The following is a 13,243-nucleotide window of genomic DNA, read 5'->3' as shown; positions in this document are numbered from 1 at the left end:
AATATAAAAAATTTGAGGTTATTATCCGCTACAATGTTGGTTAATTTGTGTCACAATACTACAATGTAGGGACATTTGTGCATTTTTCGTTGACACAAATCAACCTACATAAAAAATAAAAAAGCCTGATTTCTCAAGCTTTTGTCAATCTGATTATGTAGGCACATTTGTGTCATTGGACATGAATGTTGTCCAGCGACACAAGTCTACTTTCATAAACGACACAAACATAGATCAATTAAAAACGCGACACAAAAATGCTTTCATTAGCATCTTTAGTGTCGCGTTCCTTTAAAATCTTTCTTCCGCCGCTTTTTAACTGAATTAAAAGGACATTCATTTATCATGTTATCTCCGTCTGTATCATTTTTCCACCAATGGAATTCAATTATGTTATCTTCATTTACAGGAGTCTTAATGGCAAACATCGGCAAATTTTCATATTTAAATGTTGTCGATGGTAAAAATATACTTTTCCATTTTGTATGTATTTTCTTTTACCAGTCAAACTCTAGCCAATTTTTAAAGTGATTCATTATTATAAAATGTATCACTCTGTTTATTACCCATTTAGTGGCTGCAACGCTTTCGTACTTTCTGTTTCGATTCTTTCTATCTTCCCAGTTTGATATTAGCCTATGTAGTACATATTGATCTTGTGCAGATATTGTATCTAACTGGTAATATAAATGAGTTGGTTTTTTTCTGAAAAATCGGCTGCACACTCTCCAATGCTTACCAAGTCCCTCGACGCAATGCCTCCAATGAAGATAGGCGTAAGCGTATGGACAAATTTCTTTATCAATATCAATTCTTTCTATACAAGTTCGGTGTTTTTTTAGTATGGTTTTTAGTAGTTTGCTACAAATTGCTGTAAAAGTATTTACACTGCTATCATAAATCTCTTCGTTTACCTTTCTTTCAATTCTTTCCAGTGCTCTTTCATCAAGAGAATCATAAGCTTTCTTGTAATGCTGCAGCCTTTTTCCTTGTTTGTATAAATTAGAATGGGATTTGATGATAAAGTGCTTATCTTTTACCGTGCTCTCATGATCTAAATCGATCATGCTTAACAAGCGTTCCATCATATTTGGCACTTTATCTGGATTTATTTCACTAAAAAGAATTATCCTATCTAACTCTTTCTGATTTTGATCATTTAGGCTGACCCATCGTTCAATTACAGGTGAAACGATTCTAGGTTGATATTCTTTCCAAATTACATGAAAATGAGCATTATCTTTAAAAAATGTGTAGCCACATTTACATCGGAAGCCAGAGCAGTCATCATTTAAGCGGTAAGGGATTGTTATTTTACACTGGGGACAACGGTTATTAAGCTTAGCATTTATGTGGAACGGACAGTAATGAACCAATTTAAATTGGTGTAGAATGCTATGATATCCTTTATTTAAACATCGTTTGCAATATGTTAAGTCCTCCCTAAAGTAATCATTCCCAGGGTATTTTTTAAAAATCAAATCGATATAATCCTTGTTTAACTGTTTGATTGGATGCCCAAATAGTTCAATAATACGTTCATCACATAGGTTTAGCGGATACAGATGTTTTTTTGTACGCATTTTTTAACAAGAACATATGTTTGTTTTTTCCTTTTCTTTTGAGCAAATATTTTGTATGATAAAAGAGACGTGAATGATAGAGGAGGAGTTTGGATGTATCGACAAGTGGATGATTTTTTAAAGGAATGGGCAGTGGCTGTGAAAGGGACATTGCAAGTATTACAAGCCGTAACAGATGACAAATTAGGACAAAGTATTTTTGAAGGGCATAGTACACTAGGTTGGTTAGGCTGGCATTTAGTAGAAACAACAGGTTATTTTAGTCATTTAGCAGGTTTAACTGTACCAATGATTGGTCAAGATGAACCAGTTCCAGCGACAGCAAGAGAAATTGTAGCAGCTTACGAAAAAGCAGCAGAGGCGGTCAAGGAAGAGGTAGCCAAGCTATCAAATGAGGACTTGCTAGCAGAAACAGGCTTAGAAAGTCTTGCAACAAAAGGTTCATTATTACGTTTCTTAATTGACCACCAAACACATCACCGCGGCCAAATGATGGTGCTATTACGTCAAGCAGGCTTACCAGTACCGCCTGTGATGGGTCCAACAAAAGAAATGCAATAACAAATAGATGTCTTCCTTGGTAGTGGCTCCTCAAAGTTAGAGTTTTTAATATGTGGCTGATTGGTTGGTTTGAGTTCGGTATTGCATTGGTCTCAGCCAGCCAATAAAAAGTACAAGAAACACCCTCAGCGAGTACGTGAACAAATTCCCCTTCACGCCTTCGTTTTTATTTTCCCCTCCATCTTCCACTATACTAAACTAGAGGTAGGTGCAAACATGATCCAATTAACAAACCGCCAGGCACGGCAATTTCTGTTGTTGAAGCATGGACTTTTGGGCGAATATAAATTTAGTGAGAAGCAGGGCGTATTGGACTTTGCTCGGCAGGTCAGCTGCATTCAATACGACCCCATCGATGTTTGCGGAAAAAACGCCGAATTGGTGCTACAGTCGCGAATCAAGGGATTTACCAAGGGAATGCTCGCCGAGTTGCTGTATGAGGATAGAAGCCTTGTCGATTATCCCGACAAGAACCTGGCCATTATCTCTGTCGAGGACTGGCCGTATTTTGAGCGATACAGGCAAGCCGCCCGACAACATGCCGAACGCTATCCCGAAATGGAAGCGTTGACAGCGCAAGTACGGGCTCATATCCAAAATCACGGTGCACTAAGTTCGGATGATTTAAAATTGGATGGAGATTTCTCTTGGCAATCGGCCATCCACTGGAGCGGTGGAAACAATTCATCTCGATCGGTGCTGGAACAGATGTATTCGACGGGTGAGTTGATTATCCATCATAAAAAAGGAACGCGTAAATATTACGATATAGCCAAGAAGTACATACAGCCAAATCTGCTGAATGCATCAGAGCCGCTGGAGGATGAGCTTGAGCATCATAAGTGGCGGGTACTGCGTCGAATCGGCTCTGTTGGTCTCTTATGGAATCGTGCGTCAGATGCATGGCTGAATATATGGGGGTTGAAAGCAGCACAGCGCACCGAGGTTTTTCGCCAGCTATTACACGAAGCTCGCATTGTTGCTGTTGCCGTGGAACAAATGAAGGATATGCTGTACTGCCTCGCGGAGGATTTACTGCTTATTGAAGCCGTTCTGCAAAATCAGGAGCCGAAATTGCGTTGCGAGCTTATTGCCCCTCTAGATAATTTCATATGGGACAGAAAACTTATCAACGAATTGTTTGGCTTCGATTACACCTGGGAGATTTACACGCCTGCAATCAAACGAAAATTCGGCTATTATGTGCTGCCTCTATTATATGGAGAAAGCTTCATTGGACGAGCCGAGATAATCGTGGAGCGAAAAACTGGAACGCTCGTTCTTAAAAACATCTGGTACGAGAACGGTGTGAAGCAAACAACGCAATTGCGAACAGCCTTGAACAGTTGTTTCCAAAAGTTTGCGATATTCAACGGGTGTGAGACGATTTCGGCAGAGTCTATGAACTGATATTTCCTGTATTTGTATAGGGATAATAAAGTTGTTTACTTTTGAAGCAGGCCTGTTGATTACCAAATTATGTAACACAAATAACCCCACCGGGGGTCGTATATCTCAATAATTTGTTGAATGGCTACATCCCATTCAACAGGGGGTAGTTTCAGGTTAAATAAACGTGTAAATCGAGCAAATGAAAAAATTGCATGGTTGGCAACTACTGAATTCGTAGTGTCAAACAACCATTTTAGCAGGACATAGACGATTAAAGCTACAAACAGTTGACCATACACGGCATTCTCTGTTGTACCGAACAAAGTAGGAATGTTTAAATGTTGCTTAATCCAACGAAAGAACACCTCAATTTGCCAACGGGCTTTGTAAATCTGTGCGATTTGTTCTGCCGTAACTTGCATCAGATCTGTAACAACACGGATCTCTCGACCCTCAAAATCCTGAAACATAACAACACGATGACGTTTATTAGTGGAGACATCGCATCGATACCGTTCTGAATCGACATCCTCACCAACCATAAATTAAAACAGGTCATTCCGCTAACGGATAACGTTAGTTTAACAAACAGGCCGCAATTGGTACATTTATCACTCATAAAAAGAACTCTCCAGACTCGGAGGGTTCTTACATTTTTATCCATGTGTTTGCGGGTGGTGTCAGCTACGCTGGTATTACCCCTACTAATATTGATACTCTCTTTTTCCATTTCCAAGTCATATAATGACTCCTTTCGACAATTAATTCCAACGTACTTCAATGTATCGCAAACAGTAATTATTTACCATAGTTTTTACTTGAAATATTTAAAATTTCACTTTATTAGAGATGTCTTGGAAATGTAAATAACCCTCTCTCTATACGAAAGGGCTAAATTATAAGATCTGCTATTCGATTGGGTTTTCCCGATATATCCTTACCACGCACTCCACATGTGTGGGTTGCGTAAAATGGACAACCTTTTGATGTGGCTGCATTCGCTGAAATAAAAGACGCTTATAGCTTAAAGACTTGAAGCATCTCAAAGTTATTAGGTTTCAATCCAAAATCTTTTTACGACATTGCCGCCTTCCTCTGTAAAGCATATGTCCGGTACTCCGCCGATGTTTAGTATCGTTTTCTCGGAAGCTATGTCTGATATTTACTGCCCCTATGACCCTCTTGTCATCGGATACTAAACAGTATGTTGAACTTGGAACCCAATCTTCAGGGATATACTCTCGATTTTCATTCTCAAGCAGGAATAGAATCCTATCTTCAAAGTCAGATGGGTCTCTGCCGATGACGCCAAACAAATGGCCGAAAATGTACTCACCCTTAGAGACGTTTTCGGACTCCTGATGGAGCTTCTTGTCTCTAAGCATCCGACGTCCTTTCTTAGCTTGCATCATCCCATCACCGACCAGCACGACGCAATTCTGCACAAGCAGTAGAGGGTCCGTCCGGCTGATAACCTGGAGCCACGCCTGGCGCAACGATTCGAGTGACCATGCGGACGAACGAAAAAGTGAATCAAGGTCTCCTAGCAGCGTCGATCGGGTAACCTGTTTCTTGTAACCCATTCGGCGATCTTATTCTGCGTTTTTGATCTGGTAGCTTCCGGTTAATCAACAGGGTGCCACCAAATCAAAGTTTAGCGCTTTCGGATGCCCAATCCATATATTAAGTAGACTCTAATTACTTAAATATTTTATAAATTTAGAGAGTTCTTGTTCTTGATTGGCACCAAAACAATCTTTGTTTTGATACTTAAAAGATTTTACTACATCTCCTATATGCAATTTGATTTTCTTCTTGTCTTGTGCTACCAACTTATTAGTAATCGCTGAAAAAGGTACATAATCGATACTCTCATCCTCATATCTATTAATTGAACGCGTGAAAGGATTCGATGTAGACGGGATAAAAAACATTCCGCTGTCGTTGTAAGCAACTACCCAAATATGCTCTGGGTTTATTGTGTCCTCAAGCAAATTAATGACATCCAAATTAGCACTTTGCATATTCGGAAGCTGTTCACGCACGTAGTTCATCATAACATTCTGAGCCACACCGGCAGAACGCCCCCCCTTTTTGTTCAGAAACACCATCACAATCACTCCAACAATCACCAGTACCACTGGTATAACCACTAATCTTAAATCCATAGTAAATTTCTCCTTTTTTTTATGTATTTTGTCGCAACGGGTATTTTAACCAAGGACTCTCATCATCCTCAAGCAACCCTTTTGCAATTCCCATAATACCACCGTGCCGCATCATATCAGATCCACCCCACATGCATCTCCCAATGATATAGCCATCAGCAAACTCTTTCCAGTCCAAATAGGTGTTCTGACATTCTCTATGGGCTTTACGAATATAATTCCAAGCTTCTTCTTCTGAGATATATGCCAATTCATAACAGCACCGTGTAACCAAAACCAGTCGCCCCATATCCCAGCCGACAACAGATTGTGTGCTCAAGTCTACCTTTTTTTTGATATGCTTATTTTTAATCAGATCTTCGATTGAAGTATTTAGGTTTTGTATATATTCGTATGTATTTACCTTTTGCTCTTCTTCCAAATCCGTCTCGTCAATGGCTGTGGATAGACCTGAAATAAATTGTTTGATGGCCTCAAAATAGACCCTATGCCCCCTACTACTCAGCCAATCCAAGGTACTTAATACAGTATCTCTATCAACAATGCCGTAGTAATCAGCAAGATTTCGTCTCATCTCATTTTTGTCAGACCCAGTATGTAAACTATCACAAAAGTACATAGTCTGTTCTGCATTGATTGCTCCGACATTCAAAGCAGCATACTGTTCTACGGTTAAAACAGCGGCATTGGGGTTCTTTCGATACTTTTTCTTGCTCAGTGCACCCGCTAATTTTTTAAAAAAACCCATGTTTTCATCCTCGTTTCGTTCATAAAAAATAAATACTCTCACATATTACCCGATTCCAGATCGATTGACTTACCGATACTCAAATACATGAATGACATTTTGTTAACAATTCGCACCTGCTTCTCCAGATTAAGCAACATTTGAATGGTTTGTCGTGACCATTATCGGCTTCATGATGTGTTCCGACCATCTGGCCGTGACATCAATCATACGGAATCTTGCCCTGAATAGCCGCTGCTAGGAGACCTTGATTCACTTTTTCGTTCGTCCGCATGGTCACTCGAATCGTTGCGTCTGGCATGGCTTGGCATTTTTGAAACTTTATTAATCTTGATATCTTTTAAATTATAAAAAGCTTCAATCACCTTACCTTCAGTAGCTGCATAAACTCCAGCGCTCCCAAATTATCAATGCTCCTAAAACAAAATCTGAGACAAGTTATAAACCTTTCAGCGTACACACTCCTAGTTATTAGTATTTTATTCCAATTATCGATTATATTCGACAAAATGAATCATTTTCCTTTTAAGTACAAAACAATTTATCGTGTAATGTTAGTCTTTTATGACCCCATCTTGAGCTCAAGATCCAAACAGCCGTTCACGACAAAGCCAAAACTTTCTTCTATTCTAAGTCTCAAGATGATATTGCTCAGATCGCTATAAAAAATAATAATAATAATAATATCTCCACAATGAAGATAGTACCTGTATTAAGATTAGAAGATGCAGTAAAGTTTCTCAAACAAAAATAACCTCATAGATGAAAGAAACCCGGTTCTCTTATAACGAGAATCGGGTTTCTTTCATGGCTTCATAATCAATATCGTATTATATAAATGCATTAAGAGTTACAAATTCCAGTCGATAAAGAAAGTTCTGAATCAATCTATAAACCTCCGGGAAAAAGCTAAGACTTGTACATGTTCGTCAATCCGGGCCAGATCAGACTCGAAGCACCGCATGAAGGGCAGCACACTTGCCCGGCCAAATACGGGATGTGGCGCATAAGCCTGCTTTCGCCAATGTTGGAGCTAAGTTGCTGCAATACGGCCAATTCGTTGTCCTTGATCGCCTGGGAAGGCGTAATGGAGCTAGATTCCTGCTCAGCATGAAATACAGGATCACTGCGATAAGCCAGTAGCCTGTCGTCTTCAGGAGAGGGCCAAATATAGATATCTTCGCCGCATGACAGACAGGAGGCCACATATTCGTCGCCTTCACTGAACGTGGCTAGCACTCCAGCCGCTCCCCTCCAACCTCGGTACGCTGCATCAGCCGCGATGACGAACCTTTTCTCTGCGTTGTCTTTGCCGACTTCAGCTGCAAAACGTATCACATCTGAGCTATAACCGGCCAGTTCTGCGATAGCGGTCACATAGCTGTTGTAGATATCCATACACACAACCATACCGTCTCGATCCATTAGCGACTGTAGCTCAACCGGCAGCTCATAGCCGGCTCCGCTGCTTTCGCTCCTATTGGCTTCGAACAGGCCACAAGTCACGAAAATATCCAGCTTGACCTCCAGACTCTGCGATCGACGGGCGATCTCGGCCAAGTAAGGGACTGCGGCCAGTGTGCTTGAATAAATGGTGTTTTGATGAAACAACTGCTCCCAATATAATTCAACTGTTACAGCTTCCTCATACTGCTTCTGCAACTGCTTGATCAACTGCGGTACATTCTCGGCAGAGCCGAAAGGACCATCCAGTTTGCTCCATACATGACTGGCCAAATCCAGCATGCTATCCACCTCGTTTTATGTTTGTGTAGAAAATGTTGGTACTTACGTAAAGTTCAATTTTGAGAATTTGGTATGTAATGCTTATTTTATCTGATGAACATTACCCTTTAATTGTACTTTCAACTATTCTAATGTTTTTAAATTTCATAGCTTCAAGTTTTTCTTTTGTTTGCTGTGTACACATCAACCAGTTGTGTTCATAGTCTATTTTCGCTCTTATTGCTGTAAAGAAATCGGCATTAACAGGTTGAGGGTTATTAACATCAACATACGTGTCAGAATAAATATAAACAATGTCAACTTCTTTTTCTGGTAACCATTTTGCTCGCTTAATACGGGGTTTGCCGTTATTTAATGTATGTTCTAACGGATTCCCTCTCCATTGTATCTCATTCACTTTAAGTCCTGAAAAAGTTTTAACCAGTTGCTCCGCAATGGAGCGGTGCGTGAACATTCCTTCTTGTAGAGATGCGTTCACACCATATGTTTCTATGAAATCTCCAACTTTTGAACCTATGACACCATATAAGCTTTAGTTAGACCACATAGCTTCAATTGGTTCATTTTCTTTAGGTTTGGATCGCATATCCTTACCTTTCCATGTTGTCGCAATATTAACATACCCATAATCATCATCTATAAATGACTTCGCATTAATAACCCAACCAGTGACCGACATTTTTCCACCTCATATCATGATCAATTTCGTATTATATAAATGCATTAAGAGTTACAAATTCCAGTCGATAAAGAAAGCTTTGTATCAATCTATAGACCTACGGGAAAATGCTAAGACTTGTACATGTTCATCAATCCGGGCCAGATCAGACTCGGAGCACCACATGAAAGGCAGCTCACTTGCCCGGCCAAATACGGGATGTGGCGCATGAGCCTGCTTTCGCCAATGTTGGAGCTAGATTCCTGCTCAGAAAGCCTTTCCCAATGTGGGAAGGCTTCTTTATTTTGCATGCGTTGTAATGATGAAAATCCCTTCTCGACCCATAATGCGTTAATTGGCCGCCTCCGATTCCGCAACAGACGACTGCACATTGATCAATCCAATTCAGCGCGGGAGAATAAATCCCTAAATACGACATCGTCCTCGCAAGCATCCTTAAATTCAATCGCAAATTTTTGCAAAGCCTCTCTATTGTCGGAATAAGCGCAGAACATAGAGGCTTCCGGGTCAAAATGTACGACATCAAGAAAAACAGCAGCCACAGAACCCCAATCGTAACCGCCGCCTTCAAAACCCTCGTCTGCCCTTGTTTGAAAAACTTCATCTTTATAAGTACCGACATCCAAAATCATGGATATATTTCCGCTATCATGCTCTACTAACCGAAAAGGTTTCATCCTCTCTGCAAAATTCCGTTCGCTCGCTGTCTTAACGATCTTCGACTTCTTTTGATTACGTTTCTTTTGCTTTCCGATACTATTAAGGCTCTAATCTAAAAACATCAACGCACTTTTATCCTCGGGGTCAAGTTTATTCGCGATTTCAAACTCTCTTACTGCTTCCTCATACTGCGACTGGTAATAATAGGAATAACCCAAACGGAAATGCCAAAGAGGGTCGTTCTCACCTTGCTTATCAATCGTCAAAAGCTGCTGCACCGCTTCTTCGTAACGTTCCAGATTGTTCATCGCTCTTGCCAAATGACCGACTGCATCATAATCTCTTTCTTGTTCAGAAATTTCCAAAATTGCGGCTATAATTTTTTCATATTCTTTATCTCGATGCCAAAGGTTTAGCTGCTCCAAAAGGGCTTTTTCCATTATTCTACCTATTCTCGTTATGGGTGTGAGGCTGCTGACTATTAATTACCATGAATGCGAAAAGACCGCTGCTGTCCTCCTCTACGGGCGTAATAGATAGCGGTTCTTCATTTACAATTCACCTTCCATATACTTGATAAGGTACATTTCAGGCTGCGCCAGAAACTCCGCAAAGCTGCAAAAGTCCGCATACTCCTTATGTTCCACGTCATAACAGCCTATTTGACCTTTTTTCTTCGGATTCCACACTAGATACAGATGGGAGTAATTATCGATATCGGCTGACAGACGCAGCAGCTTTTGCTGGCCGACCTTCATCTCAATCGTATCGGTCAATGTGAAGAAATCGATATACGCGATTTCGTATTCATTCGGCGCGAGCTCAAGGCGAAGCTTGTCTCCGGTAAGAAAACCGGCCAGTTCATCGGACAATTTATATTTTTGCAGCTCGTACTTTTTATTCGCCACATCATGAAACTCGGTAGGTTCCAAAGATTTCAAATAGTCAGCCAGCTCGGTATGCTTATTGCCGACCGCTATCGTATACGGCCGTTCGCCGTCTTTTTCCGCTAAGGTAACGTCAGCGCCGCGTTCAACCAAGTATTTTACCATAGCCAGATTGCCCATACGCGCTGCAACCGTTAACGGGGTCGCTTGATAAGGATAGACCATATCAGGCTCGTTATAATTAATGTCCACCCCATGATCGAGTAAATACGCGACTGTCTTACGGTCATGGTCCGACACGGCTGTGCGCAATACAGCACCGGCACGCTGCTTCATATCCAACCCAAGCTCGTGGATGAGCGGGATATTCTTTTTGTTGCCATAGTAGGCTTGAGAATACGCGCCTGATTTGACTTGATTGAGCTTGTCCAGCTTGGCGCCTTGCGCTGCAACATAGCGAACGACGTCTTCCTTGCAATAGCGTACTGCCAGCAAAAAAGCCGGATTATTTTTGACATTCAGATTGACGCCATGTTCTACCAGCAGCTTTACAACATCCAGTCTCTCCGATACAAGCGCCAGATCCAATGGGCTTAACGTCGTGTATTTGCTAAGTACGATGCCCTCTTCAATATCCCAGCCTGCCGCAATTGCAGTCTCCAGAGCCGGCATATTTCCTTCGTATATTTGCATCGCAATTTCCGGCAACTCTGCGAACTTCCCTATATCTTTCAGAGTGATCATCCATTACCCTCTCCTGCCTCAAGTATTATGAAGAGTATAGAGAACTGCTTGGCAAAAAACAACAGACTTAGGGCCTATTAGGGCGGGACTGCGATAAGCCAGTAGCCTGTCGTCTTCAGGGGAGGGCATAATATAGATATCTTCGAAGTGAAAGGATAATGCTCAGGCAAATCCGGATGCAACATCCTGAGACATGATCCCAACTGTCCGGGCAAGTCGCTTTCTTCAAAATCTTTTACCTGATCGATCCACTCTTCGTATTGATGAATCAAGTCAGCTAACTGCAAAAACTGCCAAAAATCGATGAATAGCGCTGTCACTTTCGGCTGAGTCAGGCTATGGTCAAAAAAAGAAAGGTTCCCATCCATCCTGTTCATCAGCCACGCATCAATCCGTTTTCGAGAAATTTTTATATCACTTTCCGAATTAATCTTTCACGTTTCTCATAAAATTCACTTGAAATATCTTCGAACTCTTTTCCCATTCCAAATTGATATGCAGTATAGTCATCCTTACCGAAAAGCATTAAGCCATCTTACTTAGTTCAGCTACATATTGCTTCCTGTCGAACACAATAGGTTTTATTTTATCATATTTCCAATACCCACCTGCCGAATCAACACTTCTATGAGGTTGTTCAAATTCACTCCAGATGACTTTATCATCCTCAATAGTTATCCTTACATTAAAATCCCAACAACCTGGACTTCCACAAACACATTCTAATATAGAGACTTTCTCATCATAGAGATACCATTTGTCTGGTTCGTCAAGGAAATGTCTAGATGGAAAAAACACTACACTTTGTGGAAGCCCTCTATATTCTCCTGCTATTTTAGCATCATATTCCAGTTCAATTTCCCTGAGTATTTCAACTAATCTTTTCTCATTTATGTAAATATCAACAAACTCTGCTTCGTCGTCTTTTTTTATTACTAACTTGATTTTGTCCAAGAAAGATTACCTCCTATATTGCATAAAATCGTGATTTTATTCTTTGTTAAATTGCTCTATAAAGTGGCTATTTAACTCCCATTCCAATTTATCAGGAGCAAAGTAAAAAATTTGACTATGGTAATTGATATAAATATTAATCAAAGTCTTGCTACAGCTTGTTTAAGTTTAGCGCATTATAATTTTTATATATCCGCTTGAGTTCATCTCGCACTTCCATTAAGGCAAAGCCTAACAAATTTTCACCCTTCCATTTGAAAGGGTCATTAACTGACTGATCATCGGAAGACATGCCTATACCCCATATCTGATCATATGGACTGGCTTCTACTAATATTTTGTCCTCTGTCTGTAGTAGAAATTGCATAAGTTTTGGGTTCTGTAGAAACTTGGCATAGTTGCCGTTTAAAACAGTGGAATATCGTTTCTTCGTCCATATAGCCTCATTAAAGTTGTTTACTTTCCTGCCTAACTCCTTGATTTCTTTCGGATTATCGCTTTTCAAAATCCTCTCGAGCATTTCTTTATCATCAAAAATCATTGCTTTTTCTGCCATCATATATTGCTCCATACAGCAATAACTATTGATCTCAACTTCGAATTCTTCTTTCCACCACTGACTTAAGCAAGAGATTGTAATACGACCGTTATTACTCGGTTGGTGTCCCCAAAATAATAAATATTCTAATTTTTCACCATTATTGACTTGTTCACTTAGCCAATTAATTGAATAAGCGGGCTTGCCTTCAACATTCCAAAGGAGGTCCCCTTCATCATCATAAATATCTTCATCAAGATGGTCTTCTTCGTACCAACCAAGCCAACCTTTAGGGGGAGGAAACATTTGGCGAAAGTTATTTTGTTCTCCAATGTTTAATGCAGAAAACCAATTTCCAAATTCAATTATATAATCCTCGCCATATCCCATTCTCCAACCTATGCTGTACCTTCCTATGTATGGATACATAAACCATGGTGGTGCCATCCGTTTATTAATATCAAGTGATTTGTTCAATTCTCTCACACACCTTATATACTATTAATGAAAATACGTAAATAGCTACTTGTTGAGGACTAATAAGTTATTTAAATATGTTAGGCAGGCTTGATCATAGCCTTTG

The 13,243-nt window shown here is 40.3% G+C and carries 16 protein-coding genes; 2 read left to right on the top strand and 14 right to left on the bottom strand.

Annotated features, from left to right (window positions below; translation table 11 throughout):
* Positions 1-497: 497 nt before the first annotated feature.
* Entirely contained in the window at positions 498-1,583 is a 1,086-nt protein-coding gene (locus GK047_RS28645) for a hypothetical protein (RefSeq protein WP_163954115.1), read from the bottom strand.
* Positions 1,584-1,676: 93 nt separating this feature from the next.
* Here GK047_RS28645 and GK047_RS28640 point away from each other — a divergent pair, with 93 nt between their 5' ends.
* Entirely contained in the window at positions 1,677-2,144 is a 468-nt protein-coding gene (locus tag GK047_RS28640) for a DinB family protein (protein WP_163954113.1), read from the top strand.
* A gap of 216 nt (positions 2,145-2,360) precedes the next feature.
* Positions 2,361-3,554, top strand: a complete 1,194-nt coding sequence (locus GK047_RS28635; protein WP_163954111.1) for a winged helix-turn-helix domain-containing protein — start codon at positions 2,361-2,363, stop codon at positions 3,552-3,554.
* Between the two features lie 59 nt (positions 3,555-3,613).
* Here the strand turns inward: GK047_RS28635 and GK047_RS30470 are convergent, their stop codons facing one another.
* The 13 genes from GK047_RS30470 to GK047_RS28575 all read right to left on the bottom strand — a co-directional run bounded on the left by GK047_RS30470 (position 3,614) and on the right by GK047_RS28575 (position 13,137).
* Positions 3,614-4,078 (bottom strand): transposase, encoded by a 465-nt coding sequence (locus tag GK047_RS30470; RefSeq protein ID WP_481856069.1) that lies wholly within the window; start codon positions 4,076-4,078, stop codon positions 3,614-3,616.
* A 516-nt stretch (positions 4,079-4,594) separates the two neighbouring features.
* A complete protein-coding gene (locus GK047_RS30800; RefSeq protein ID WP_163954109.1) occupies positions 4,595-5,119 on the bottom strand; it encodes a hypothetical protein in 525 nt (174 codons plus the stop codon).
* A gap of 111 nt (positions 5,120-5,230) precedes the next feature.
* Positions 5,231-5,704 (bottom strand): hypothetical protein, encoded by a 474-nt coding sequence (locus tag GK047_RS28620; protein ID WP_163954105.1) that lies wholly within the window; start codon positions 5,702-5,704, stop codon positions 5,231-5,233.
* Between the two features lie 19 nt (positions 5,705-5,723).
* Positions 5,724-6,452, bottom strand: a complete 729-nt coding sequence (locus tag GK047_RS28615; protein WP_163954101.1) for a DUF1266 domain-containing protein — start codon at positions 6,450-6,452, stop codon at positions 5,724-5,726.
* A gap of 909 nt (positions 6,453-7,361) precedes the next feature.
* Entirely contained in the window at positions 7,362-8,198 is an 837-nt protein-coding gene (locus GK047_RS28610; RefSeq protein ID WP_163954098.1) for a hypothetical protein, read from the bottom strand.
* 100 nt (positions 8,199-8,298) lie between these two features.
* Positions 8,299-8,676, bottom strand: a complete 378-nt coding sequence (locus GK047_RS28605; RefSeq protein WP_240344351.1) for a hypothetical protein — start codon at positions 8,674-8,676, stop codon at positions 8,299-8,301.
* 54 nt (positions 8,677-8,730) lie between these two features.
* Complete coding sequence (locus tag GK047_RS30005) at positions 8,731-8,877, bottom strand: hypothetical protein (protein ID WP_240344349.1); 147 nt, start codon at positions 8,875-8,877, stop codon at positions 8,731-8,733.
* A gap of 374 nt (positions 8,878-9,251) precedes the next feature.
* Entirely contained in the window at positions 9,252-9,554 is a 303-nt protein-coding gene (locus tag GK047_RS30000) for an Imm51 family immunity protein (protein ID WP_163954097.1), read from the bottom strand.
* Between the two features lie 90 nt (positions 9,555-9,644).
* Positions 9,645-9,977: a tetratricopeptide repeat protein gene (locus tag GK047_RS29995; RefSeq protein ID WP_163954095.1), complete on the bottom strand. Its 333-nt coding sequence runs from the start codon at positions 9,975-9,977 to the stop codon at positions 9,645-9,647.
* 111 nt (positions 9,978-10,088) lie between these two features.
* On the bottom strand, positions 10,089-11,168 hold the full coding sequence (locus tag GK047_RS28590) for an ankyrin repeat domain-containing protein (protein WP_163954093.1): 1,080 nt from the start codon (positions 11,166-11,168) through the stop codon (positions 10,089-10,091).
* A 77-nt stretch (positions 11,169-11,245) separates the two neighbouring features.
* Positions 11,246-11,545, bottom strand: coding sequence for a hypothetical protein (locus GK047_RS28585; protein WP_163954092.1), 300 nt, complete (start codon positions 11,543-11,545; stop codon positions 11,246-11,248).
* A gap of 148 nt (positions 11,546-11,693) precedes the next feature.
* Positions 11,694-12,122, bottom strand: coding sequence for a hypothetical protein (locus GK047_RS28580; RefSeq protein ID WP_163954089.1), 429 nt, complete (start codon positions 12,120-12,122; stop codon positions 11,694-11,696).
* 151 nt (positions 12,123-12,273) lie between these two features.
* Entirely contained in the window at positions 12,274-13,137 is an 864-nt protein-coding gene (locus GK047_RS28575; RefSeq protein WP_346010405.1) for an NADAR family protein, read from the bottom strand.
* Positions 13,138-13,243 lie beyond the last annotated feature (106 nt).

It is taken from the genome of Paenibacillus sp. SYP-B3998 (assembly GCF_010820665.1).
GTDB lineage: Bacteria > Bacillota > Bacilli > Paenibacillales > NBRC-103111 > Paenibacillus_E.
This window is presented reverse-complemented; position numbering and strand designations above follow the sequence as displayed.

Coding starts and splice junctions, on each gene's coding strand:
- GK047_RS28645 (WP_163954115.1), bottom strand. CDS start 1,583: ATGCGTACAAAAAAACATCTGTATCCGCTAAACCTATGTGATGAACGT.
- GK047_RS28640 (WP_163954113.1), top strand. CDS start 1,677: ATGTATCGACAAGTGGATGATTTTTTAAAGGAATGGGCAGTGGCTGTG.
- GK047_RS28635 (WP_163954111.1), top strand. CDS start 2,361: ATGATCCAATTAACAAACCGCCAGGCACGGCAATTTCTGTTGTTGAAG.
- GK047_RS30470 (WP_481856069.1), bottom strand. CDS start 4,078: ATGGTTGGTGAGGATGTCGATTCAGAACGGTATCGATGCGATGTCTCC.
- GK047_RS30800 (WP_163954109.1), bottom strand. CDS start 5,119: ATGGGTTACAAGAAACAGGTTACCCGATCGACGCTGCTAGGAGACCTT.
- GK047_RS28620 (WP_163954105.1), bottom strand. CDS start 5,704: ATGGATTTAAGATTAGTGGTTATACCAGTGGTACTGGTGATTGTTGGA.
- GK047_RS28615 (WP_163954101.1), bottom strand. CDS start 6,452: ATGGGTTTTTTTAAAAAATTAGCGGGTGCACTGAGCAAGAAAAAGTAT.
- GK047_RS28610 (WP_163954098.1), bottom strand. CDS start 8,198: ATGCTGGATTTGGCCAGTCATGTATGGAGCAAACTGGATGGTCCTTTC.
- GK047_RS30005 (WP_240344349.1), bottom strand. CDS start 8,877: ATGTCGGTCACTGGTTGGGTTATTAATGCGAAGTCATTTATAGATGAT.
- GK047_RS30000 (WP_163954097.1), bottom strand. CDS start 9,554: ATGAAACCTTTTCGGTTAGTAGAGCATGATAGCGGAAATATATCCATG.
- GK047_RS29995 (WP_163954095.1), bottom strand. CDS start 9,977: ATGGAAAAAGCCCTTTTGGAGCAGCTAAACCTTTGGCATCGAGATAAA.
- GK047_RS28590 (WP_163954093.1), bottom strand. CDS start 11,168: ATGATCACTCTGAAAGATATAGGGAAGTTCGCAGAGTTGCCGGAAATT.
- GK047_RS28585 (WP_163954092.1), bottom strand. CDS start 11,545: ATGAACAGGATGGATGGGAACCTTTCTTTTTTTGACCATAGCCTGACT.